Source organism: Agromyces hippuratus (assembly GCF_013410355.1).
Classification (GTDB): domain Bacteria; phylum Actinomycetota; class Actinomycetes; order Actinomycetales; family Microbacteriaceae; genus Agromyces; species Agromyces hippuratus.
This window is the reverse complement of record NZ_JACCFI010000001.1, coordinates 1503403-1526092: the sequence shown is the minus strand read 5'-3', so window position 1 is coordinate 1526092 and position 22690 is coordinate 1503403. Positions and strand designations below refer to the sequence as shown.

The following is a 22690-nucleotide window of genomic DNA, read 5'->3' as shown; positions in this document are numbered from 1 at the left end:
AATCGAGGCCGTCAGACCACCCCGGGCTCCCGATGGGCGACTGCCCGCCGCGATCTGCCCGCGAAGGACTATTCGGTGGGCACGAGCGTCAGCAACGTCGCCTCGGGCGGGCACGCGAACCGCACCGGAGCGTAGATCGACGTGCCGAGGCCAGCTGAGACGTTGAGGAACGCCGACCGCAGTCCGTGCCGCCAGACGCTGAGGCCCTTGACCTGGTCGCGGGGGATGTCGCAGTTGGTGACGAGTGCGCCGAAGCCCGGCACGCAGACCTGACCGCCGTGCGTGTGCCCGGCGAGCATGAGCTGCGCGCCGTGGTTCACGAACGAGTTGAGCACGCGCTGGTAGGGCGCGTGGGCGACGCCGACGGTCACGGTGTTGCGAACGGCAGCGGATGCCTCGTCGGGCCACGTCTCATCGCCCAGCGGGTCTTCGGCGCGCAACTCGTCGATCGCCGCGGTGATGAGGTCGAGTCGGTCGTAGCCCTTGTGCGGGTCGTCGACACCGAAGAACTCGAAATGGGTGCCGCGCAGGTCGAGGGCCGTCGCGGTGTTGTCGAGGTCGTGCCAGCCGAGCTCGTCGAAGAAGGCGTGCAGCTCGCCGATGTCGATCGGCTTCGCGCGTCGGCCGAGGCGCGACGGTCCGGAGAAGTAGGCGAACGGGTTCTTCAGCACCGGGCCGTAGTAGTCGTTCGAACCGTTGACGAACACGCCCGGCACGCCGCGGAACGGCTCGAGCGCCCGGCGGACTCCCTCGATGCCGCGTTCATGCCCGAGGTTGTCGCCGGTGTCGACGACGAGATCGGGCTGCAGCGCGGCGAGGCTCCGCACCCAATCCTGCTTGTCGCGCTGCCAGGGCGCCATGTGCAGGTCGGAGAGGTGCAGCACGCGGATCGGCTCCGCGCCCGGCGGAAGCACCGGGACGTCCACTCGGCGGAGCGTCCATCGCGTGCGCTCGACCAGCGAGCCGTAGGCGAAGGCGGCGACGCCCGCCGCGCCGATCGCCAAGGCGATCCGCGCGACGGGCGTCAAGCGGGCGGTCAACCGTTGCCCGGGGGGTTGCCGCCGTCGCCACCGTCGCCGCCGTCGAGGCGGCCGACCACGATCGTCACCTTCGAACCGGCCTTGGCGTTCTCACCGGACCCCGGCGACTGCGAGATCACGAATCCGACCTTGGTCGGGTCGCTCGTGCCCTCCTCGTTCCGCTCGACGCGGAAGCCGGCCGCCGCGAGGGCGGCTTCGGCCAGGTCAGCCTGCATGCCGGTCACGTCGGGGACACCCGACTGGTTGCCGCGACTCGTCTTCAGGGAGATCGTCGCGCCGCGCGGAGCCTGGCCGGTGGCCGACTGGCTGCCGATCGTGCCCTTCGGCTGCGACGAGTCCACTTCGCCGTCCATCGTCCAGCCGAATCCGGCCTGTTCGAGGGCCTTCTGGGCGGCTGCAGGGGCGAGACCGAGCACGCTCGGCACGGCTGCCATCGGGGTCGACAGGTACTCCTGCTTCGGCTCGGGGAAGTCGGAGCCCGGGTACTTGGTGTTCGCGACGTCCATGATGCGCGGCCAGATGTTGTGTCGGAGCGTAGCTGCCTGCTCGCCGTCGAAGTAGGTGTCGCGGAGGTTGACACCTCCCGTGACGTTGTACACGCCGACCACCGTCGCCACCCGTGACGAGGCGCCGCTCATCCAGGTCGCCCAGGCGTCATCGGTGGTACCGGTCTTGCCGATCATCGGGGTGTCGGAGGTGTCCATCTGCCAACGCGAGGATCGGCCGGTGCCCTCGGTCATCACGCGCTGCAGGGCGTAGTTCATGCCGGCCGCCACGTCGGCGGTGACCGCCTGCGTGCACGTCGACTTCGGCACCTCGATCGGCTCGCCGTTGGCATCGGTGATGCTGTCGATCGCGATCGGGGTGCACGACTTGCCGCCGCCTGCCACGGCAGCGAACGCCGTGGCCATCGAGATCGGGGCGATCTCTTCGGTGCCGAGCACCGCGGAGGGGCCGAACGGGATTCGATCGCCGTTCTCGTCGAGACCCTCGCCGAGCGGCTTGCCGTCGGCACGGCCGGCGCTCATCAGGCCCGTTGCGGTGTTCTTGATACCGCAGAGGTCGAGTTGCTTCGCCATCGCCACGAAGCCGGTGTTCTGGGAGGTGACGGTGTTGTACAAGGCGCTCTGGAAGCCGCCGCTGTTGCCCTCGTCATTGCGCGGGTCCCAGTCGCCGGCCTCCTTCGGGCCGTCGCAGCTGTCTTGGAAGGTGCCCCAGTTCGAGCGCTTCTTCGCGTCGACGCTCTCGTTGACCGAGTGCCCCTCGTTGAGCCACTGGCCGAGCGTGAAGATCTTGAACGTCGAGCCGGGCTGGAAGCCGTGCGAGCTGCCGTAGTCGATCGGCGCGTTGTAGTTCACCGCGTCGTACTGGTCGCCGGTGACGTCGGGGTCGACGTTGTACGTGGTGTTCTGCGCCATCGCGAGGATGCGACCGGTGCCGACCTCGACCGAGACCGCTGATCCGCCGACGTTGATGCCCTCCGCCGAAGCCGGCACGTTCTCGTGCACTGCGGAATCGGCCGTGGTCTGCAGATCGACGTCGATCGTCGTGTAGATGTCGAGGCCACCGCGCTCGAGCATGCGGGCGCCCTCGTTGACGTCTTCGGTCTTGGGATCGTCGAGCTTGTTCTTGATCTCCCACGTCACGTAGTCGCAGAAGTAGGCGTAGATGCCCGCGGCCTGGCATCCGCTCGAGGGCTCGGTGATCTTCGGCGCCACCGGCTCCGCGACGGCTGCGTCGTACTGCTCCTGGGTGACCTTCTTCTCGGAGAGCATCTTGCCGAGGATGTAGTCGCGGCGCTCCTTGTTGCGCGCATAGGGCACGGGTTCGCCGTCGACCACCGTCGCGGCACCGTTGAGCTCGTCTTCGGGGTAGTCGAGTCGGAACTCCTCGGGGCTGTTGACGATCGCGATCAGGCTCGCCGCCTGCGCGAGCGAGAGGTCCTTCGCGTTCGTGCCGAAGTAGTAGGAGGCGGCGGTCTGCACGCCGTAGATCTGCCCGCCGAATCCGGCGATGTTGAGGTAGCCGCGGAGGATCTCGTCCTTCGGGTACTCCTTCTCGACGGCGATCGCGTACCGCATCTCCTTGAGCTTGCGGTCGATCGACGTGCGGGTGTGCTTCTCCCACGCCTCGGCACGTTCCTCGTCGGTCGTCGCCTTCGCCATGTCGTTCGCGACGAGCACGTTCTTCACGTACTGCTGGGTGATCGAGGATCCACCCTGGGTGCCCTTGTCGAGCGCGGTGCTGAGTGCGCCTCGCACGGTGCCCGCGATGTCGATGCCGCCGTGGTCGTAGAACCTCGGGTCCTCACCGGCGATCGCCGCGTCCTTGAGGAACTGCGAGATGTAGTCGAACGCCACTTCCTCGCGGTTGTCGTCGTAGAAGTTGGCCAGCGGCACGGGCGACTTGTCGGGCTTGACCGCGTAGATCGTGGACTTCTGCGCCAACTCCTCGATCTGGAGATACCCGGGCAGGTTCTCGAACATCGTGATGCTGTTGTTCGCGGCCATGCCGGTGACGGCGAGGGCCGGAGTCACTGCGGCGGTGACGAGCACGCCGGCGAGAGCGCTCATGCCGACGAAGCCGAGGATTCCGGCGCCGACGTCGCTCATCGTACGTTTTTGGGCAGACATATAGTGGAGCTTAACGGAGAAGGCTGACAAATCCCGCTATGCAGGCTGAACGTTGCATCGCGGCGGAGGCGCGCCGAAGTACGCGAATCCCGCGCTCCGTTCGACCACGCCGCTGCGTGACGACCGCGGGTCGGTCGATGCAGGCGACACAGAGACGAGGAACCATGACGACCTGGGAGTACATCACCACTCCGCTGCTCATCCACAACACCGCGGCGATCCTGAACAACTGGGGCTCCGAGGGATGGGAGCTCGTGCAGATCGTGCAGGGCCCCGAGGGCGGGCTCGTCGCCTACCTGAAGCGTCCCACCGGCGGCGAGTCGTCGGCAGCGGCATCCGCGGGAGCCGCGGCCGCAGCGCAGGCCGCGAAGCAGTTCGAGGGACAGGCCTGATGGCCGCCGTCGAGGCGCGTCTGGCCGAGCTCGGCATCGAACTGCCCGATGTGGCGCCGCCCGTCGCCGCATACGTGCCGGCCGTCGTCACCGGCGCCCACGTCTACACCTCGGGCCAGTTGCCCTTCACCGCGGGCGCCCTGCCGGCGACCGGCAAGGTCGGCGACGGCCACGGGCTCGTGCCGGCCGACGACGCGAAGGCCTATGCCCGCACGTGCGTGCTCAACGCCCTCGCGGCCGTGCGCGCCGAGATCGGATCCCTCGACCGGGTCACCCGCATCGTGAAGCTCGTCGGCTTCGTGGCATCGGACCCCTCGTTCACCGGCCAGCCGGGAGTCATCAACGGCGCATCCGAGGTGCTCGGCGAGATCTTCGGCGACGCGGGTCGCCACGCCCGTTCGGCGGTCGGCGTCGCGGTGCTGCCGCTCGACTCGCCGGTCGAGCTCGAACTGGTGGTGGAGTTCGCGTAGTCGAACGCTCGCCACGAACGACGGATGCCGCGTCGGGATCGCTCCCGACGCGGCATCCGTCGTCTCAGGCCCGGTGGGGCCCTACTTCACCTGCTCGCTGATGACCTGCATGATCGAGGTGTCGGCGAGCGTCGTCGTGTCGCCGATCTCGCGGCCCTCGGCGAGGTCGCGGAGGAGGCGGCGCATGATCTTGCCCGAGCGCGTCTTCGGCAGCTCGTTGACGATGAACACCTGACGCGGCCGGGCGATCGCGCCGATCTGCTGGGCGACGTGCTTGCGCAGCTCGTCGCTGGCGGCCGCGACATCGGTGACCTGGTCGGCCTGACTGGCCTTCAGGATGACGAAGGCGACCACGGCCTGGCCGGTCGCCTCGTCGGACGCGCCGACGACCGCGGCCTCGGCCGTCCACGGGTGGGCGACGAGCGAGGACTCGATCTCGGCGGTCGAGAGCCGGTGGCCCGAGACGTTCATGACGTCGTCGACCCGGCCGAGCAGCCAGATGTCGCCGTCTTCATCACGGCGGGCGCCGTCGCCGGCGAAGTACTTGTCGCCGAACTTCTCCCAGTAGGTCTCCTTGAAGCGCTCGGGGTCGCCCCAGATGCCGCGGAGCATCGACGGCCACGGTTCGGTGATCGTGAGGAGGCCCCCGCCTTCGCCCTCGATCGGGTTGCCGTCGTCGTCGACGATGTCGATCGAGATGCCGGGCACGGGAACCTGCGCCGAACCGGGCTTCAGGTCGGTGATGCCGGGCAGTGCCGAGATCATGATCGCGCCGGTCTCGGTCTGCCACCACGTGTCGACCACGGGGATGGAGCCGCCGCCGATGACGTGGCGGTACCAGATCCAGGCCTCGGGGTTGATCGGTTCGCCGACCGAGCCGAGCAGGCGCAGCGACCGCACGTTGTAGTCGCGCACGACGTCGCGGCCCTGCTTCATGAACGAGCGGATGGCGGTGGGCGCCGTGTAGAGGATCGAGACCCGGTACTTCTCGATGATCTCCCACCAGCGGCCGGGGTGGGGCGTGTCGGGCGTGCCCTCGTAGAGCACCTGGGTGGCGCCGTTGGCGAGCGGCCCGTAGACGACGTAGGAGTGGCCGGTGATCCAGCCGACGTCGGCCGTGCACCAGTAGACGTCGCGCTCGGGGTGCAGGTCGAAGACGTTCCTGTGCGTGAACGCCGCCTGGGTGAGGTAGCCGCCCGAGGTGTGCAGGATGCCCTTGGGGTTGCCGGTGGTGCCCGAGGTGTAGAGGATGAACAGCGGGTGCTCGGCGTTGAAGCCCTGCGCCTCGTGCTCGGCGTCGGCGGCGGCGAGCTGCTCGCTCCACGACACGTCGCGCCCCTCGACCCAGGCCACGTCGCCGCCGGTGCGGTTCACGACGAGCACCGATCGCACGGTGGTCTCGGCGGCCTCGATGGCCTCGTCGACCGTGGGCTTCAGCGGGAACGCCTTGCCCTTGCGGTAGCCGCCGTCGGCGGTGATGACGACCTCGGCCTGCGCATCGTCGATGCGGGACTGCAGGCTCTTCGACGAGAATCCGCCGAACACGACGGAGTGCACGGCGCCGATGCGGGCGCACGCGAGCATTGCGACGACGGCCTCGGGGATCATCGGCAGGTAGATGGCGACCCGGTCGCCGGCCTGCACGCCGAGTGCGAGGAGCGCGTTCGCGGCGCGCTTCACCTCGGCCGTCAGCTCGGCGTACGTGATCGAGCGGCTGTCGCCCGGCTCGCCCTCGAAGTGGAGGGCGACGCGGTCGCCGAGGCCGGCTTCGACGTGGCGGTCGAGGCAGTTGTGCGCGACGTTGAGCTCGCCGTCGTGGAACCACTTGGCGAAGGGCGGATTCGACCAGTCGAGGGTCTGGGTGAACGGCGTGCTCCAGGTGAGCAGTTCGCGGGCCTGGTCGGCCCAGAAGCCGAGGCGGTCGGCCGCCGCGGCTTCGTAGAGGCGCTCGTCGGCGACGGCTTGGGCGGCGAACTCGGGGCTCGGGCGGAATCGCCGGATCTCCTCGAGCGCGTGATCGATCTGAACGGTCATGGTTCTTCAGTCGCTCCTTCGCGAGTGTTCTTCGGATGGGTCGCCTGCCCCACGCAGCACACTACCCGCCGGTCCGATCGGGTGAGGAATCCTGACGTCCTGTAGCGTCGCACAGCGGAATTCGAGCCGAATGACGCGCGTTCCTGTGCCCAAGCGCAGAGAATTCTGTGTGTCGGCACAAATGAGGACAGAAAATGCTTGCGCATCCTTCTGCAGGCCGTATGCTGAGTACCGCCCGAACACTCGTTTCGCGGCCTGCAGCGCTCGCGATTCCCCCCAATCCTTGCGCTGCCGAGGCGGCACCTGTTCCCCCCAATGGGTGCCGCCCCCTTTCGTTAAGAGGCAGCGCGCGTCTGCGTTGCAGCCCGATCGAGTCCTCCTCCACAACGATGTGGAGGAGGCTCTTTTCGTTTCCGGGGGCGAGCGGATGCCGCGGGGCCGTGCCGGGTTCCTACGCTCGCGACATGTCCCATCCCTTCGTGGCGTCGCCGTCCTGGCAGCGGGAGCCCCTCGTGCCGTCCTCCGTCGAGCGCGCATTCGGGCCGCGCGACCGCGATGCGTCGCGGGCCGAGCCTCCGGCTTCCTTCCCGCAGGGTGCGGTGCGGCCCGGCCGCGATGTCGGCACGACCGGCGGCTCCGCGTCGGTCGCAGCGACGCGACGGCCCGGCGCAGACCTGTCGCTGCTCGGCCCGCTCGAGGCGTTCGCCGTCGACGGGCCGGTCACCGACCTCTTCGTGAACGGCGACCGCGGCCTCTGGATCGATCGTGGCGCCGGTGCCGAACGGGAGCCGGGCTGGACGGCCGACGAAGCCGAGGTGCGCGCGCTCGCCGTGCAGCTCATCGCCCGGGGCGGGCGCCACATCGACGAGGCGACACCCGCGGTCGACGTACGGCTGGGGGCCGGCATCCGGGTGCACGCGGTGCTGCCGCCCGTGTCATCGACGGGCACGACCATCTCGGTGCGTGTGCCCCGGGCCGGGGGATTCCCGCTCGCCGCACTCGCACGGGCGGGCATGATCGACCCGTCGCAGGAGTCGGCGCTGCGCGCCGCGGTCGCCGCCCGCAAGAACCTCCTCGTGACGGGCGCCGGAGGCACCGGCAAGACCACCCTCCTCGCCGCCCTCCTCGCCGAGGCTCCCGAGCGCGAGCGGCTCGTCGTCATCGAAGACGTCGCCGAGCTGCAGGTCGATCATCCGCACGTGGTCTCGCTCGAGGCGCGGCAGGCCAACCTCGAGGGCACGGGCCGGGTCGGGCTCGACGCGCTGCTCCGGGAGGCGCTGCGCATGCGCCCCGATCGCCTCGTCGTCGGCGAATGCCGCGGTGCCGAGCTCCGCGACCTCCTCGCCGCCCTCAACACCGGCCACGACGGCGGCGCGGGCACGCTGCATGCGAACTCGCTCGCCGATGTTCCGGCCCGGCTCGAGGCGCTCGGGGCGATCGCGGGCCTCTCGCCCGATGCGCTCGCGCGGCAGACGGTGAGCGCCTTCGACCTCGTGCTCCATCTCGAGCGGGTCGACGGCCGGCGCAGGCTCGCGCAGATGGGCCGGTTCGAGCAACGCGACGACCGCCTCGCGGTCGAGGCGACATGAGCGGGCAGGCGCCGGGGCGACCGCGGCTCGTCGATCGGCTCGCCGGTCGCAAGCGGCCCGACCCCGCGGACGAGGTCGATGCGATCGCCGCGGTCACCGAGCGGCTCGCGGTGCTCCTCGCGGCGGGCGTGCCGGCCCCGAGCGCATGGAGCAATGTGGGCGCCGACTCGATCTCCGGCGCCGACGCGGACGTGCTCGCGGTCGCCGCGACGGCGGCGCGGCTCGGCGATCCGGTCGCTCCGGCGATCGTCGATTCGCTGCCCGCGCGCCCCGAGGCATCCGCAGCATGGCCGGTGCTCGCTGCAGCGTGGGGTGTCGCCGCCGAGTCCGGCGCGCCGCTCGCGGGAAGCCTGCGCGAGCTCGCCGCGGTGCTGCGCGACGAGGCGCAACTGCGCCGGGAGGTGCGGGCGGCGCTCGCCGGCCCGGCCGCGAGCGCCCGGCTCGTGATGGCGCTTCCCGCGATCGCGGTGCTGTTCGGGGCGACGCTCGGCTTCGACACGCTGGGCGTGCTGTTCGGCAATCCCATCGGGCTCGCCTGTCTCGCGCTCGGGCTCGCGAGCCTCTGGGGCGGCCACCGGTGGAACCTGGCGCTCGCGGCGCGAGCCGGGCGCTCGCGGGTCGACGCCGGTCTCGAGCTCGAACTGCTGGCGATCGCCATGTCGAGCGGTTCGTCGATCGATCGCGCGCGGGCCCTGACCCGCGACACGATCGTGCGCTTCGTTCCGCACGCCGGCGACGGCGCCGAGGTCGACGCGGTGCTCGGACTCGCGGCGCGTGCCGGCGCCCCGGTCGCCGAACTGCTGCGTGCCGAGGCGTTCCGCCTGCGCAGGGCCGCGAGGTCCGCCGGGGTCGAACGTGCCGCAGCGCTCGGCGTGCGGCTCATGCTGCCCCTCGGACTGTGCGTGCTCCCGGCGTTCGTGCTGCTCGGCGTCGCGCCCCTCATGATCTCGGTCGTCACGGGCACCCTCGGCGGTGCGCGGTGACCCGACCCGACTCGTGCCACCCGACCGCCGGTACGCCGGCATCACCGAAAGGAACACCATGCACGCAGACTCGAGCATCGCACCGCCCCGGGGTCGCACCCGACGAGGTCGCGGCCGCGGCATCGTCGGGCGGATCACCGTGCGGACCGCCGCGCGGCTCGCAGGCGAGCGCGGAGCGGCAACGGCCGAGTACGCGGTGGCGACGATGGCGGCGGTCGGCTTCGCCGGGCTGCTCGTCATCATCCTCCGCGGCGACGAGGTGCGCGGCATCCTCACCGACCTCGTGCGGAATGCGCTCACGGTCGGCTGACGAACGCGGCAGCGTGACCGCGGAGTTCGCGGTCGCGCTGCCGGCGATCGCCCTCGTGCTCGCGGCCTGCCTCGCCTCGGTGCAGTTGGCCGCCCAGCAGGTGCGCCTGACGGATGCCGCGGCCGACGCGGCGCGGGCGCTCGGTCGCGGCGAGTCGGAGGCAGAGGCGGCTGCGATCGCCGAGCGCATCTCGGGCGGGTCGGCGCTCTCGACGGCGACCGACGGGCAGTTCGTGTGCGCGACGCTCACCGCTTCGGGCGGCGGACTGCTCGCCGCGATCGAGTTGCGCGCCGACTCGTGCGCCGTGACGGGAGGGCGGTGATGCGCCGGGTGCCCGTGACCGATGTGCCCCGCCGTGGCGCGGGTGCTCGCGGCGCCGAGCACGACAGAGCAGCTGAGGCGGGTGCCGCATCCGTGCTCGCGATCGGCATCATCGGCGCGATGACCGCGCTCGCCGTGGCGCTGCTCGCGCTGCTCGGCGTCTTCGTCGTGTCGCAGCGGGCGGCGAACGCCGCCGATGCCGCCGCGCTCGCGGCGGCCGATGCCATGTCGGGCGCCGTCGCTGGCGTGCCCTGCCGCCTCGCGGGCGCCGTCGCCGCGCGCAACGGTGCACGGCTCGGCGACTGCGAGGGCGACGGCGCCGCGGCATCCGTCACCGTCGTCATCGATGCGTTGCCCGGGTTCGCGGTCACGGCCTCGGCACGCGCCGGACCGCCCGGGTGGCCGGGCGCGGCGCCCCCATGACCTGATCGGTCAGTCGAACACGGTCTCCACGAAGCGGTACTCGACCGCGGTCGGTCGGTCGTCTCCGGGCGCCGCGAACTCCATGCCGGCCGCACGGGAGTACACGTAGTGCTTGCCCTGGTCGGTGTTCAGCTCGAGGCGGGGTCGCGGGTCTCCGGACTCGAGGAAGGCGGTGGCCACCGTCTTCCCCTCGAGCGGCCCGTCGACCAGCATCGCCGTGTACGAACTCGTCGTTGAGGTGTCCATGATGGCCATTCTCCTCAGCACTCCGAGAACCGCAAGGGGGCACAGGCAGCGGCGCGGAACCGGTTCGACCGTTCCGCGAGTGCGCCTCCTCTCGGCCAGTGTGTGTATGGTGTGGCTGTCGGCGCAGCATTTTCGCCGGCTGATGGCACACCGCTCGGGGGCGCGGCTTCGAATGTGCGTTCTCGTCCCAATTGTCAACAAAGAGGAGTCTGGTGTCAGGCGCGAAAAAACTGGTCATCGTCGAGTCGCCCACCAAGATGAAGTCGATCGCCCAATACCTGGGTGACGGCTACGAAGTGCTGTCGTCCGTCGGACACATCCGCGATCTCATCGAGCCCAAGAATCTGCCGGCCGAGCTCAAGAAGGGCCCGCTCGGCAAGTTCTCCGTCGACGTCGACAACGGCTTCGAGCCGTATTACGTGGTCTCCGACTCCAAGAAGAAGACCGTCGCCGAGCTGAAGCGCGCGCTGAAGAACGCCGACGAACTCCTGCTCGCAACCGATGAGGACCGCGAGGGCGAGGCCATCGCGTGGCACCTGCTGCAGGAGCTGAAGCCGAAGGTGCCCGTGCGCCGCATGGTCTTCCACGAGATCACGAAGGACGCCATCCAGAAGGCGAAGGACAACACCCGCGAGCTCGACACCGCACTCGTCGACGCGCAGGAGACCCGGCGCATCCTCGACCGTCTCTACGGCTACGAGATCTCGCCCGTGCTCTGGCGCAAGGTCGGCCCCGGCCTGTCCGCCGGTCGCGTGCAGTCGGCCGCCACCCGCCTCGTCGTCGACCGCGAGCGCGAGCGCCTCGCCTTCGTCGCCGCCGGCTACTGGGACCTCGCGGGCCGCTTCTCGGCCGAGGCATCCGACAACGCGACCTCGTTCGAGGCGAAGCTCGTGCGCCTCGGCGGCGAGCGCGTCGCGACCGGCCGCGACTTCGACGACGCCGGAACGCTGAAGAGCACGGCCGTCGTGCTCGACGAGGCGACCGCCGCGGCCCTCGTCACGGCGCTCGCCGACGACGCCGTCTCGCGCACCGTCTCCAAGGTCGAGTCGAAGCCGTACTCGCGCCGCCCTGCGGCGCCGTTCACGACGTCGACGCTGCAGCAGGAATCGGCCCGCAAGCTCCGTCTCTCGGCCCGCGACACCATGCGCGTGGCGCAGTCGCTCTACGAGAACGGCTACATCACCTATATGCGAACCGACTCGTCGTCGCTGTCGCAGCAGGCGATCACCGCGGCCCGGACGCAGGCGACCGCGCTCTACGGTGCCGACTCGATCCCCGACAAGCCCCGCGTCTACGCCGGCAAGTCGAAGAACGCGCAGGAGGCCCACGAGGCCATCCGCCCGTCGGGCGAGGTGTTCCGCACGCCCGCCGAGCTGCAGAGCGTGCTGCGCGGCAGCGAGTTCAAGCTCTACGACCTGATCTGGAAGCGCACGGTCGCCTCGCAGATGGCCGACGCGAAGGGCCAGACGGCCACGGTCACGATCGAGGTCGGGCCGACGGCGACGGATGCCGCGGCTCCCGCCGAGGCATCGGCACCCGTCGGCGGCACGATCGCCGAGTTCACCGCGAGCGGCACGGTCATCACCTTCCGTGGCTTCCTCGCGGCGTACGAAGAGAGCCGTGACGAGGAGCGCAACGCAGAGGAGACGCCCGGCGAGGCGAAGCTGCCCCCGCTGAAGGAGGGCCAGTCGCTCGCGATGGCCGACCTCGAGGCCAAGGGGCACGAGACCTCGCCGCCGCCGCGCTACACCGAGGCGAGCCTCGTGAAGCGACTCGAGGAGCTCGGCATCGGCCGGCCCTCGACGTTCGCCTCGATCATCTCGACGATCATCGACCGCGGCTACGTCACGCAGCGAGGCCAGGCGCTCGTGCCGAGCTGGATCGCCTTCTCGGTCGTGCGGCTGCTCGAAGAGCACTTCGGCGACCTCGTCGAGTACGACTTCACCGCCGAGATGGAGGACGACCTCGACCACATCGCGGCCGGCGAGGCCGACCGCGTCGACTGGCTCTCCAGCTTCTACTTCGGCTCCGACAAGCACCGGGGTCTGCGCCAGGTCGTCGACAACCTCGGCGAGATCGACGCCCGCGAGATCAACTCGGTGCAGATCGCGCCCGACATCACGCTGCGCATCGGCAAGTACGGCCCCTACCTCGAGATCGTCGAGGAGGGCGCCGCGCCCGACGCGACGCCCCGGCGGGTGAACCTGCCCGAGGGCCTCGCCCCCGACGAGCTCACCGAGGCGAAGGCCCGCGAGCTCATCGACGCGCCCGTGCAGGAGGCGCGCGTGCTCGGCGTGAACCCCGACAACGGCAAAGAGGTCGTCGTGAAGGACGGCCGCTTCGGCCCGTACGTCACCGAGCTCGACCCCGAGCCTGTCGCGGCCCCCGAGGCCGAGGCGGCCGCGACGACCGTCGACCCGGCGACGGGCGAGGTGATCGACGCGCCGAAGCCGAAGGCCAAGCGCGCCGCGAAGAAGCCCCCGGCCGAGAAGCCGCGCACCGCGTCGCTCTTCAAGAGCATGCAGGTGGCCGAGATCGACTTCGAGACCGCCCTGAAGCTCCTGAACCTGCCGCGCGTCGTGGGTGTGGACCCCGAGACCGAGGTCGAGATCACCGCGCAGAACGGCCGCTACGGCCCGTACCTGAAGAAGGGCACCGACACGCGTACCCTGCCGAGCGAGGACGCGATCTTCGAGATCGGCCTCGACGGTGCGCTCGAGCTCTTCGCCCAGCCGAAGTACGGCGGCCGAGCCGCGTCGAGCGCGCTGAAGGAATTCGAGGCCGACCCGGTCAGCGGCAAGCCGATCAAGGTGAAGGACGGCCGCTTCGGGCCGTACGTCACCGATGGCACCACGAACGCGACCATCCCGCGCGCCGAGTCGGTCGAAGACATCACCTTCGAGCGCGCCGTCGAACTGCTGCAGATCAAGCGCGACAAGGGTCCGGCGGCGCCGCGCGCCAAGAAGGCCCCCGCCAAGAAGGCACCCGCGAAGAAGACGACGACCGCGAAGAAGGCGCCTGCGAAGAAGGCTCCCGCGAAGAAGGCGGCGACCGAGCAGTGAGCGACGGGCTCTTCATCACCCTCGAGGGCGGCGACGGGTCCGGCAAGACGACCCAGGCCGAACTGCTCGGTGCCTGGCTGGTCGAGTCCGGGCGCACCATCGTGCGCACGCGCGAGCCCGGCGGCACCGAGGTCGGCGTCGAGGTGCGCGAGATCGTGCTGCACCATCGCGGCGACATCGCGCCCCGCGCCGAGGCGCTGCTCTACGCCGCCGACCGCGCGCACCACGTCGCGACCGTGGTGCGTCCGGCGCTCGCCCGCGGCGAGGTCGTCATCCAGGACCGCTACATCGACTCCTCGGTGGCCTACCAGGGCGCCGGGCGAGTGCTCGACGCCGAGGCCGTGCGCGGGCTCTCCGAGTGGGCGACCGAGGGCCTCGCGCCCGACCTGACGATCCTGCTCGATCTCGATGCCGCATCGGCGCGCACCCGCCTCGACGATGCGCGGACGCGCTACGACCGGCTGGAGGCGGAGGCATCCGAGTTCCACGACCGGGTTCGCGGCGCGTACCTCGAGCTCGCAGCGGCGGAGCCCGCCCGCTTCCTCGTCGTCGACGCGGCGAGGCCGGTCGAGGAGATCGCCGCGGCGATCCGCGATCGAGTGGCCGGGCTCCTCTGAACAGGTCGATCGCATCGTCGGCCGCTGACGGTAGCGTTGAACCGTGAGCGTGTGGAGTGAGCTGACGGGGCAGGACGCCGCGATCGCGCTCTTCCGCGCCGCGGCCGAATCGGCCGAGGCCGGGGCCGCAGGCTCGAGCGCGCAGCAGATGACCCACTCGTGGCTCGTCACCGGCCCGCCCGGTTCGGGGCGTTCGAACCTCGCGTACGCCTTCGCGACCGCGCTCATCTCGGGCACGGCCGACGGCGACGCACGAACCCAGGCTCAGGTCGATGCGCGCAGCCACCCCGACCTGCACGTGCTCGCCACCGAGGGCGTCATCATCAAGCGCGACGACGTGCGCGACATCGTGCGCCGCTCGCACTACGCGCCGTCGATCGGCCGGCACCGGGTCATCATCGTCGAAGACGCCGACCGCATGACCGAGCAGACCTCGAACTTCCTGCTGAAAGAGCTCGAAGAGCCGCCCGAGCGCACGGTGTGGATCCTGTGCGCGCCGAGCGAGGCCGACCTCATCCCGACCATCCGCTCCCGCGTGCGCTCGGTGCGCCTGCAGGTGCCGAGCATCGCGGATGTCGCGGCACTCCTCGAACGCCGCGACGGCGTCGACCCCGTGCTCGCCGAGCGCGCCGCCCGCGAGTCGCAGAGCCACATCGGCATGGCGCACCGGCTCGCGACCAACGAGGAGGCGCGGCGACGCCGCTCCGAGACGCTCGAACTCGCCCTCGCCGTGCGATCCGCGTCGGGTGCGGTGACGACCGCCGCACGCTTCATCGAGATCGCGGGTGAAGACGCCAAGGCGATCGGCGAACTGCGCGACGCCGAGGAGCGCGCGAGCGCCCTGCACTCGCTCGGCGTGGCGCCGGGGCAGGCGGTGCCCAACGCGCTGCGACCGCAGCTGAAGGCGCTCGAAGACGACCAGAAGCGTCGCGCCACCAGAAGCCTCCGCGACGGCATCGACCGCATCCTCGTCGACCTGGCGTCGCTCTACCGCGACATCCTGCTCATCCAGCTCCACGCCGACGTGCCGCTCGTCAACCGCGAGCTCGAGGCGGGCATGCAGCGCGCAGCGGCATCCGCTGCCCCTGCTCGAACGCTCGCGACGCTCGACGCGATCCAGCAGGCGCGCACCCGCATCGACGGCAACGTCTCGCCTGCGCTCGCGCTCGAGGCGATGCTGGTCTCCGCCATCCGACGACCGTCCACAGAACGAGGGGCCGCATGATCGACTCGACCACCGCCAGACGACGGCGCCGTCCTGAGCCTGTCGAAGGGATGCCGCGTGGTACGCGTGCCGGCGCGATCGTCGGCGCCCTCGCAGCCCTGCTCGCCCTGAGCGGTTGCGTGCCCTCGTTCCTGAATCCGCAGCAGCCGGTCTCGACACCGACCGGTGAAGAGGTCGCGGCCGATCTCGAGCCCTTCTACACGCAGGTGCTGAAATGGGAGCGCTGCGGCGACGGCATGGGCTGCACCACGGCGAAGGCGCCCCTCGACTGGAGCGACCCCTCGGCCGGCGAGACCGAACTCGCCCTCGTGCGCCACGTGGCCACGGGCGACAAGCTCGGCTCGCTGCTCGTGAACCCGGGCGGCCCCGGCGGCTCGGGGTACGACTTCGTGATGGACTCGCTCGACTACGCCGTCGGGGAGCCCCTGCAGGAGCGCTTCGACGTCGTCGGATTCGACCCCCGCGGCGTCGGCCGCTCATCTGGAGTGGCCTGTTACGACGCCCCCGAGATGGACGAGTACCTCTACGGCATCACTCCGGGCGTGCGCGGCAGCGACGAGTGGATCGCCGAGGTCGAATCGACCGAGCGGGCGTTCGGCGAGGCCTGCGCCGAGAACACCGGCCCGCTGCTCGGCAACGTCGACACCGAGAGCGCTGCACGCGACATGGACCTGCTGCGCGCGATCCTCGGCGACGATGAGCTCAACTACCTCGGGTTCTCGTATGGCACGTTCCTCGGCGCGACCTACGCCGAGCTCTACCCCGAAAAGGTCGGCAAGCTCGTGCTCGACGGGGCGATCGACCCCGCGGCGAGCGAGTCCGAGGTGTCGAAGGCGCAGGCGATCGGCTTCGAGAACGCCCTGAAGGCCTACCTCGAGTTCTGCCTCTCGGGCAGCGACTGCCCGTTCAGCGGCACGGTCGACGACGCGCTCGACGAGATCAGCCGGCTGCTGGCATCCGTCGACCAGAGCCCGTTGCGCGGCACCGACGGCCGCCTCGTGGGTGCCGACACCCTCGTCACTGCGATCATCTACCCGCTCTACAGTGCGGACTCGTGGCCGTACCTGAACGACCTGTTCGAGTCGGTGATGTTCGGCGATGCCGACACGGCCCTCGCCTTCGCCGACGGCTACAACGGCCGCAGCGAAGACGGCACGTACCTCGACAACTCGGCCGAGGCCTTCACCGCGGTCAACTGCCTCGACTACACGTACCAGTCCGATGTCGAGGTGATGCGCGAGAACGCGGCGGCGACCGCCGAGGTCGCACCGATCATCGGCCCGTACTTCGGGTTCGGCGATCTCGGTTGCATCAACTGGCCGTACCAGAGCCACGCCGAACGTGCCGAGATCCACGCGGAGGGCGCCGCACCGATCCTCGTCATCGGCACGACCGGCGACCCTGCGACGCCGTACGAGTGGGCCGTCGCCCTCGCCGAGCAACTCGACAGCGGGGTGCTCATCACCTACGAGGGCGAGGGGCACACCGCCTACAACAAGTCCAACGCGTGCGTGAACGACGCCGTCGAGTCGTACTTCATCGACGGCACCGTTCCCGCCGGCGACCCGAAATGCTGAAGGTGGTCAACGGGGCTCCCGAAACCCGCTAACATGGATTCTCGTGCCAGTCGGTACGCCTCGAGCGTGCCGGATGCCACGCCGCCTTAGCTCAGTCGGCAGAGCGTCTCACTCGTAATGAGAAGGTCGTGGGTTCGATTCCCACAGGCGGCTCCAACCAGAAGCCCGGAATCACGCAGATCGCGTGGGTTCCGGGCTTCTGTCGTTCTGCAGGGTTGTCGGAGCATCCCCTCGTGCCGACGCGCGCCGCTCGTGCGCGACGCCGGCTGAGGCATCCGGGACGGCGCTCTCCCGGCTTGACTTCAAGTTGACTTGAGCATTCAGACTTGCCGAGGCCGCCGAACGAAAGGGCTTCCGTGACGATCTGGACCTGCGCCACGTGCGCGATCGAGCATGCTGATACCGCCACCCCACCCGCGTCCTGCGCGATCTGTTCCGACGACCGCCAGTTCGTTCCGGCGAGCGGGCAGCGGTGGACGACGCGGGAGGAGCTGGCCGGCAAGGGCTATCGCATCACCACATCCGAGATCGAGCCGGGCCTGCACGGCATCACCACGGAACCGGAGCTCGGCATCGGGCAGCGCGGGCTGCTCGATGGTGCAGGTGAGCGGTGGTTGCGTGCCGATCAGCGCTGCATCGTGCGGTCGCTATGAGAACCTGTTGGCATGCTTTCGCCGCAGTCGCTGAGTGAGACCGATCGCCGCGAGGTCGCAGTCTGGGCGGCGGATTGCGCCGAACGGGTCTTGGGCCTGTTCGAGACGGAGGCTCCGGCAGACGATCGACCACGCGATGCCATCGCTCGGACTCGGGCGTTCGCTCGCGGTGATCTCGATGCCGCCGGCGAGATACGCCGACGGTTCGTCGCCGGTCGAGCTGCGCACGCAGTGAGTTCTCCCGCGGCAGTGGCGGCTGCGCGGGCCGCCGCACAGGCCGCCGGCGTCGCCCACATGGGCGCGCATGCCCTCGGCGCGGCCGCCTACGCCGCGAAGGCGGTCGGGCTGGCCGCACCGGATCGACCCGATGCCGTCCGCGATGAGGTCTCCTGGCAGCTCGAGCAGATGACCGACGCGACGAGGTCGGCGCTTCGACAGTTGCCTCCCGTCGGCGAGGACACCGCGGGTCCGCTCGGCTCAGGGCTTCTCGCGTCGGGCCTCCTCGGGTCGACGATTCGGGAGATCCAGGCCGCCATCGGCAGCACCTCTTCGCAGCGGAGCGGCCGGTAGGCGATCCGATTCGGCGCCGGACACACGAACGGCCCGGGATCGCCGGGCCGTTCGCATCTCACGCGAGGAAGAGCGCGTGTGGTTCAGGGGTCACTTGAGCGCTGGGCGCAGGGCGGCCGCGAAGGCCTGGTACCCGGCGGCGGTGGCGTGGAACGAGTCATTCGAGCGCAGCCAACTCCAGTCGTTGATCCATGGCGCGGAGCTGCCGATGCCGTGGCCGGTGAAGGGCGCCTCGACGTCGACGTAGACGGCGCCGGCCAGCACGGCTGCGCCTTCGATCGCGTCGTTGAGTGCGACGGTGCCGGTGTTGACGCGTGTGGCCCACTGGTAGCGCGAGGTCGGCGCGAACAGCAGCGGGTAGCCGGTCACGACGACCCGGGCGTTCGAGGCCTTCGCCTTGATCGCCGCGATGGCGTTGCGCACGTTCTGGGCGAGCACTCCGTTCTGCACCATGGTCTCGCCCGCGACGATGTGCGTCTCGCACGTGCTGTTCACGAGCACGAAGCAGTTCTGCATCACGTTCGCGAATCCGACGTCGTTGCCGCCGACGGTGAGCGAGACCCGCACGGCGTTCGTCGGGAGCGCGGGAACCTGCTTCGAGATCACGTCCGCCGTGGTCGCGCCGCGGCAGGCAGGGCGAGCGGCGAGCGCGAGGTTCGCATCGGCGTCGAGCAGTGCCGGGTACCCCTTCGAGCTGGTGTAGCAGTTCGTCTCGAGGTAGCTGCCGGCGCCGAGGCCGGCCGCGTACGAGTCGCCGAGCGCCGCGTAGGCGAGTTGTGCGTTGCCGCCCCCGCCACCGGGCTTGCCCTTGCCGGAGGGGGCTGCCAGGGCCGGCGACGCGACCGAGCCGAGGGCGATCAGCGCTGCGAGCAGCGTCGCCGCGAGTGCGAACCGCGGCCGCGACGACCCGTTCACGGCAGTGCCGATGCGGTCAGGAGCGCGTCGCGGTAGGCGGAGTAGCCGGCGGCGTTCGGGTGGAGGAAGGTGATCGGGTCAGCCGGATTCTCACCGAGCCAGGACGCGCCGGAACCGACGCCGTGACCTGCGAACAGCGCGGTCACGTCGACGTAGCCTGCGTCGATTCCGGATGCCGCGGCCCCCGCGACGCCCGCCCGGATGAGCGAGTTCATCGCACCGGCGAGCGCGTTCACCTGATCGGTGAGCGGGAGCAGTCCGGGCTGGAACGGGATCGCGTACCCGGTCACGAGGACCTCCGCCCCGGGGGAGCGCGTCGCGATCGCCGTGACGAGTCCCGCGATGCCGACGGTCAGCTGCCCGGAGGCGAGGTAGTCCTGCGCGGCCTGTACGGCGAGCAGGCACTCCAGACTCGGCTCTGGTGTGGCGCACGCCGCGAGGATGCCGGGCAGGTCGACCTCGTTCGCGCCGACCGTGAGGGTCACGAGCGTCGTGCCGCGGTTGAGCTGCGAGAGCTGGTTCGCTGCGACATCCGCGATCGTGGCCCCGCTGCACGAGGGATTGCGCAGCAGGTTCGTGCGCGGTGCGGCGTCGAGGAGCGTCGGGTAGCCGGCGGGACTCCGGAGGCAGGCGTCGACGTAGCCGCCGGCGCCCTGACCTGCCGCCACCGAGTCGCCGAGGGCGACGTACTTGGCGACGGGCGACGACGATGCTGAAGAGGGTGGCGCGGCAGAGGCCGGGCCGGCGATCCCCGCAGGGATGGCCACGAGGGCGATGATGGCCGCGGCGGCGATGCCGGTGACGCGGCCCTTCCAGGGGAGAACGGCCGTCATGACTGAACGCTAGACCCGATCGTGAGGAATCCGCATGATCCCCGAACAGGGGGAGGGTTCCGGCGGCATAGGCTGTCGGCATGACCGAACGACTGCGGTGGGGCATCCTCGCCACCGGCGGCATCGCGCACGCCTTCGCCAACGACCTGAAGCTCAACGGATTCACCGTGCAGGCGGTGGGGTCCCGCTCGCAGGAGAGCGCCGACGCGTTCGCCGCCGAGTTCGGCATCCCGAACGCGCATGCCAGCTACGAAGCGCTCGTCGCCGACCCCGAGGTCGACGTGATCTACGTCTCCACGCCGCATCCGATGCACGCCGCCGGCGCGACCCTCGCGCTCGAAGCCGGCAAGCACGTGCTCGTCGAGAAGGCGTTCACGGTCAACGCGGCCGAGGCACGAGCGCTCGCCGAGCTGGCCGCGGCGAAGGGCCTGCTCGTGCTCGAGGCCATGTGGACCAGGTACCTGCCGCACATGGCGCGCATCCGCGAGATCATCGCGGCGGGCACGCTCGGCGAGGTGCGCACGCTCATCGCCGACCACACCCAACTGCTCTCCGACGACCCTGCGCACCGCATCAACGCGCTCGAACTCGGCGGCGGGGCGCTGCTCGACCTCGGCATCTACCCGATCTCCTTCGCGTGGGACCTCTTCGGCGCCCCCGCGACGACCCAGGCCTCTGCGACCTTCAAGTCGACGGGTGCCGACGCCCAGGTGGCCGTCGTCTACAGCTACGAGGGCGGGCGCATGGCCTCCACCATCGCGGCGAGCGACGTGAAGGGACCGAACACCGCGGTCGTGCTCGGCACCGAGGCCCGCATCGAGATCGACCACGTCTGGTACACGCCGACGACCTTCCGGGTCGTCGCCGCAGACGGAACCCTGCTCGAGGAGTACCGTTCGGAGGTCGTGGGCCGCGGCATGCAGTTCCAGGCGGAGGCGGTCGAACGGCTCGTCGCCGCAGGCACCCTCACCGGCGACCTGCTGCCGATCGACGAGACCGTCGCGATCATGGCGTCGCTCGACGAGATCCGCCGGCAGATCGGCCTCGTCTACCCGGGCGAATGACCGGCAGCGCCCGATCGGCCGCATGATCAGGTTCTCTTGAGGATGACTCCGTAGGATTCCCGGGTGATCGACGAGACGGACGGCGCAGGGGAGACCCCCGACGCGAGCGACCCGTCGACCGCTGCCGACATGTCGGCCGCCGAGGCCGCCGAAACGCCGGCCGGCGACGTCATCGATTCCCCGGACTCGGACGTTACCGCGTCCGAGGCGTCCGAGGCGTCTGAAGCGGCCGAGGCTGCCGAAGCGCCCGAGGCCGCCGAGACCCCGAAGCCGGGTGTGCTCACCGCGATCGCCGCGTTCGCCCGCACGCACCGCCTGCCGCTCATGATCGCGGGAGGCGTCGTCGCCTTCGGCCTCATCGGCGCCGGCGCGGTCGCCGCCGGCATCGCGAGCAAGGGCGGCGGAGCGGCATCCGCTGCCCTCGCGACGACCACCCCGACTCCGACGCCCACCGTCGACCCTGCTCGCCCGGTGCCCGCCGCGATCGCGGCGGCGAGCCGGTTGCGCACCTGCTCGGTCGCCGATCGCGCGGACGACGGGCGTCTGGCGAACTTCCAGGCTCAGGTCATGAACGCCTCGACGGGCGAGGTGCTCTACGACCGAGGCGGCACGACCGCCTCCCGCACCGCGAGCGTCATGAAGGTGCTGACGTCTGCCGCGGCACTCTCGGTGCTCGGGCCCGATCACCGCACCCCGACCACCGTCGTGAAGGGCTCGGAGCCGGGTTCGGTCGTGCTCGTCGGCGGCGGCGACGCCACGCTCTCCCGCACCTCGAGCGGCACCGAGACCGTGTACCCGGGCGCGGCGCACCTCGACGACCTGGCGGCCCAGGTCGAGGCCGCGTGGGATGCCGATCCCGCGAACCCGCCGCTGACGAAGCTCATCCTCGATGCGAGCTACTTCGGCGGCGACGAATGGGAGCCGAGCTGGAACCTCAAGGAGCGCGACGACGGCTACATGTCGAACATCGCCGCACTCATGGTCGACGGCGACCGCGACGAACCCGGGTCGAACACCTCGTGGCGCAGCGACGACCCCGTTGGCCGCGCCGGCGACGCCTTCGCCGACGAGCTCGGCGGCATCGAGGTGATCGAACGCGGCGTCGCGCCCGCGGAGGCTCAGCAGCTCGGCCAGGTGCAGTCGCCGACCGTCGCGCAGCTCGTCGACAAGGCCCTCGTCGTCTCCGACAACACCGCGGCCGAGATGCTCGCCAGGCTCGTGGCCATCGAGACCGGTTCGGGCAACACCTTCGGCGCGATCAACGCCGGAGTGCTCGAGGGGCTCGCCGCCTACGGCATCGACACCACGGGCATCACGATCGTCGACGGCTCGGGCCTCTCAGACAACAACGCCGTGCCGCCGTCGTACCTGACCCGGCTGTTCGTGAAGATCAACGCGCGGGAGGGCAACCTGGGCGTACTCATGGACGGACTTCCCGTCTCGGGCGAGCGCGGCTCGCTCAGCTACGACGACCGCTTCGCGGGCGACAACTCGGTTGCCGACGGTGCGGTCTCCGCCAAGACCGGCTGGATCGACACCGGCTATACGCTCTCGGGCGTCGTGCGCGCAGAGGACGGCTCGACCCTGACCTTCGCGATCTACGCCCTCGGCGACGTCACCGACGAGGCGAAGCAGGCGATCGACACGCTCACGACGGGCTTCTACCTCTGCGGAGACAACCTCTCCAACCAGTGACGATGCGGTTCGCCGAGCGCTGAACCCGGGCAGACCGC

The 22690-nt window shown here is 70.4% G+C and carries 21 protein-coding genes and 1 tRNA gene; 16 read left to right on the top strand and 6 right to left on the bottom strand.

Annotated elements, in window-relative coordinates:
* Positions 1 to 68: 68 nt before the first annotated feature.
* Positions 69 to 1004, bottom strand: coding sequence for a metallophosphoesterase (locus tag BJY17_RS07120; protein ID WP_246303677.1), 936 nt, complete (start codon positions 1002 to 1004; stop codon positions 69 to 71).
* A gap of 32 nt (positions 1005 to 1036) precedes the next feature.
* Positions 1037 to 3652 (bottom strand): transglycosylase domain-containing protein, encoded by a 2616-nt coding sequence (locus BJY17_RS07115; RefSeq protein ID WP_179550746.1) that lies wholly within the window; start codon positions 3650 to 3652, stop codon positions 1037 to 1039.
* 185 nt (positions 3653 to 3837) lie between these two features.
* Between BJY17_RS07115 and BJY17_RS07110 the strand changes: the two genes are divergently transcribed.
* Positions 3838 to 4065, top strand: coding sequence for a hypothetical protein (locus BJY17_RS07110; RefSeq protein ID WP_179550745.1), 228 nt, complete (start codon positions 3838 to 3840; stop codon positions 4063 to 4065).
* Positions 4065 to 4535, top strand: a complete 471-nt coding sequence (locus BJY17_RS07105) for a RidA family protein (protein ID WP_179550744.1) — start codon at positions 4065 to 4067, stop codon at positions 4533 to 4535. The genes BJY17_RS07110 and BJY17_RS07105 overlap by 1 nt, the downstream gene beginning before the upstream one ends.
* Positions 4536 to 4616: 81 nt before the next feature.
* Here BJY17_RS07105 and acs read toward each other — a convergent pair whose 3' ends face one another.
* Entirely contained in the window at positions 4617 to 6569 is a 1953-nt protein-coding gene (gene acs, locus BJY17_RS07100) for an acetate--CoA ligase (protein WP_179550743.1), read from the bottom strand.
* Positions 6570 to 7033: 464 nt separating this feature from the next.
* Here acs and BJY17_RS07095 point away from each other — a divergent pair, with 464 nt between their 5' ends.
* The 5 genes from BJY17_RS07095 (at position 7034) to BJY17_RS07075 (ending at position 10195) form a co-directional block, all read left to right on the top strand.
* Entirely contained in the window at positions 7034 to 8158 is a 1125-nt protein-coding gene (locus tag BJY17_RS07095) for a TadA family conjugal transfer-associated ATPase (RefSeq protein WP_179550742.1), read from the top strand.
* A complete protein-coding gene (locus tag BJY17_RS07090) occupies positions 8155 to 9141 on the top strand; it encodes a type II secretion system F family protein (protein ID WP_179550741.1) in 987 nt (328 codons plus the stop codon). The genes BJY17_RS07095 and BJY17_RS07090 overlap by 4 nt, the downstream gene beginning before the upstream one ends.
* Before the next feature lie 121 nt (positions 9142 to 9262).
* The gene (locus tag BJY17_RS07085; protein WP_322789903.1) at positions 9263 to 9451 is read left to right on the top strand and encodes a DUF4244 domain-containing protein; all 189 of its coding nucleotides are present in this window, start codon (positions 9263 to 9265) and stop codon (positions 9449 to 9451) included.
* Positions 9452 to 9464: 13 nt separating this feature from the next.
* The gene (locus BJY17_RS07080; protein ID WP_322789774.1) at positions 9465 to 9773 is read left to right on the top strand and encodes a TadE family type IV pilus minor pilin; all 309 of its coding nucleotides are present in this window, start codon (positions 9465 to 9467) and stop codon (positions 9771 to 9773) included.
* 14 nt (positions 9774 to 9787) lie between these two features.
* Positions 9788 to 10195 (top strand): Rv3654c family TadE-like protein, encoded by a 408-nt coding sequence (locus BJY17_RS07075; protein ID WP_322789773.1) that lies wholly within the window; start codon positions 9788 to 9790, stop codon positions 10193 to 10195.
* A 9-nt stretch (positions 10196 to 10204) separates the two neighbouring features.
* Here the strand turns inward: BJY17_RS07075 and BJY17_RS07070 are convergent, their stop codons facing one another.
* The gene (locus tag BJY17_RS07070) at positions 10205 to 10441 is read right to left on the bottom strand and encodes a hypothetical protein (protein WP_129230735.1); all 237 of its coding nucleotides are present in this window, start codon (positions 10439 to 10441) and stop codon (positions 10205 to 10207) included.
* Between the two features lie 212 nt (positions 10442 to 10653).
* Here BJY17_RS07070 and topA point away from each other — a divergent pair, with 212 nt between their 5' ends.
* From topA to BJY17_RS19025, 7 genes are all read left to right on the top strand, one after another.
* Positions 10654 to 13503, top strand: coding sequence for a type I DNA topoisomerase (gene topA / locus BJY17_RS18475; RefSeq protein WP_179550737.1), 2850 nt, complete (start codon positions 10654 to 10656; stop codon positions 13501 to 13503).
* Positions 13500 to 14120: a dTMP kinase gene (gene tmk, locus BJY17_RS18470; protein ID WP_179550736.1), complete on the top strand. Its 621-nt coding sequence runs from the start codon at positions 13500 to 13502 to the stop codon at positions 14118 to 14120. Before topA ends, tmk begins: the two co-directional genes overlap by 4 nt.
* Positions 14121 to 14163: 43 nt before the next feature.
* A complete protein-coding gene (locus BJY17_RS07055) occupies positions 14164 to 15345 on the top strand; it encodes a DNA polymerase III subunit delta' (protein ID WP_179550735.1) in 1182 nt (393 codons plus the stop codon).
* A 50-nt stretch (positions 15346 to 15395) separates the two neighbouring features.
* The gene (locus BJY17_RS07050; protein WP_246303675.1) at positions 15396 to 16922 is read left to right on the top strand and encodes an alpha/beta hydrolase; all 1527 of its coding nucleotides are present in this window, start codon (positions 15396 to 15398) and stop codon (positions 16920 to 16922) included.
* A gap of 80 nt (positions 16923 to 17002) precedes the next feature.
* Positions 17003 to 17078 (top strand) — tRNA-Thr (locus BJY17_RS07045).
* 200 nt (positions 17079 to 17278) lie between these two features.
* Positions 17279 to 17575, top strand: a complete 297-nt coding sequence (locus tag BJY17_RS07040) for a hypothetical protein (protein WP_179550733.1) — start codon at positions 17279 to 17281, stop codon at positions 17573 to 17575.
* A gap of 12 nt (positions 17576 to 17587) precedes the next feature.
* Entirely contained in the window at positions 17588 to 18145 is a 558-nt protein-coding gene (locus BJY17_RS19025; RefSeq protein WP_179550732.1) for a putative immunity protein, read from the top strand.
* Between the two features lie 90 nt (positions 18146 to 18235).
* Here the strand turns inward: BJY17_RS19025 and BJY17_RS07030 are convergent, their stop codons facing one another.
* Positions 18236 to 19060 (bottom strand): SGNH/GDSL hydrolase family protein, encoded by an 825-nt coding sequence (locus tag BJY17_RS07030; protein WP_179550731.1) that lies wholly within the window; start codon positions 19058 to 19060, stop codon positions 18236 to 18238.
* Positions 19057 to 19893: an SGNH/GDSL hydrolase family protein gene (locus tag BJY17_RS07025; protein WP_179550730.1), complete on the bottom strand. Its 837-nt coding sequence runs from the start codon at positions 19891 to 19893 to the stop codon at positions 19057 to 19059. The genes BJY17_RS07030 and BJY17_RS07025 overlap by 4 nt, the downstream gene beginning before the upstream one ends.
* Positions 19894 to 19973: 80 nt before the next feature.
* Here BJY17_RS07025 and BJY17_RS07020 point away from each other — a divergent pair, with 80 nt between their 5' ends.
* Complete coding sequence (locus BJY17_RS07020; protein WP_179550729.1) at positions 19974 to 20957, top strand: Gfo/Idh/MocA family protein; 984 nt, start codon at positions 19974 to 19976, stop codon at positions 20955 to 20957.
* A gap of 63 nt (positions 20958 to 21020) precedes the next feature.
* A complete protein-coding gene (locus tag BJY17_RS07015) occupies positions 21021 to 22652 on the top strand; it encodes a D-alanyl-D-alanine carboxypeptidase/D-alanyl-D-alanine-endopeptidase (RefSeq protein WP_322789771.1) in 1632 nt (543 codons plus the stop codon).
* The last annotated feature ends 38 nt before the right edge of the window (positions 22653 to 22690 follow it).

What these genes read in the sequence shown, in the direction of transcription:
- BJY17_RS07115 (WP_179550746.1), bottom strand. Translation starts at nt 3,652, where the DNA reads ATGAGCGACGTCGGCGCCGGAATCCTCGGCTTCGTCGGCATGAGCGCT.
- BJY17_RS07110 (WP_179550745.1), top strand. Translation starts at nt 3,838, where the DNA reads ATGACGACCTGGGAGTACATCACCACTCCGCTGCTCATCCACAACACC.
- BJY17_RS07105 (WP_179550744.1), top strand. Translation starts at nt 4,065, where the DNA reads ATGGCCGCCGTCGAGGCGCGTCTGGCCGAGCTCGGCATCGAACTGCCC.
- acs (WP_179550743.1), bottom strand. Translation starts at nt 6,569, where the DNA reads ATGACCGTTCAGATCGATCACGCGCTCGAGGAGATCCGGCGATTCCGC.
- BJY17_RS07095 (WP_179550742.1), top strand. Translation starts at nt 7,034, where the DNA reads ATGTCCCATCCCTTCGTGGCGTCGCCGTCCTGGCAGCGGGAGCCCCTC.
- BJY17_RS07090 (WP_179550741.1), top strand. Translation starts at nt 8,155, where the DNA reads ATGAGCGGGCAGGCGCCGGGGCGACCGCGGCTCGTCGATCGGCTCGCC.
- BJY17_RS07070 (WP_129230735.1), bottom strand. Translation starts at nt 10,441, where the DNA reads ATGGACACCTCAACGACGAGTTCGTACACGGCGATGCTGGTCGACGGG.
- BJY17_RS07050 (WP_246303675.1), top strand. Translation starts at nt 15,396, where the DNA reads ATGCCGCGTGGTACGCGTGCCGGCGCGATCGTCGGCGCCCTCGCAGCC.
- BJY17_RS19025 (WP_179550732.1), top strand. Translation starts at nt 17,588, where the DNA reads ATGCTTTCGCCGCAGTCGCTGAGTGAGACCGATCGCCGCGAGGTCGCA.
- BJY17_RS07025 (WP_179550730.1), bottom strand. Translation starts at nt 19,893, where the DNA reads ATGACGGCCGTTCTCCCCTGGAAGGGCCGCGTCACCGGCATCGCCGCC.
- BJY17_RS07020 (WP_179550729.1), top strand. Translation starts at nt 19,974, where the DNA reads ATGACCGAACGACTGCGGTGGGGCATCCTCGCCACCGGCGGCATCGCG.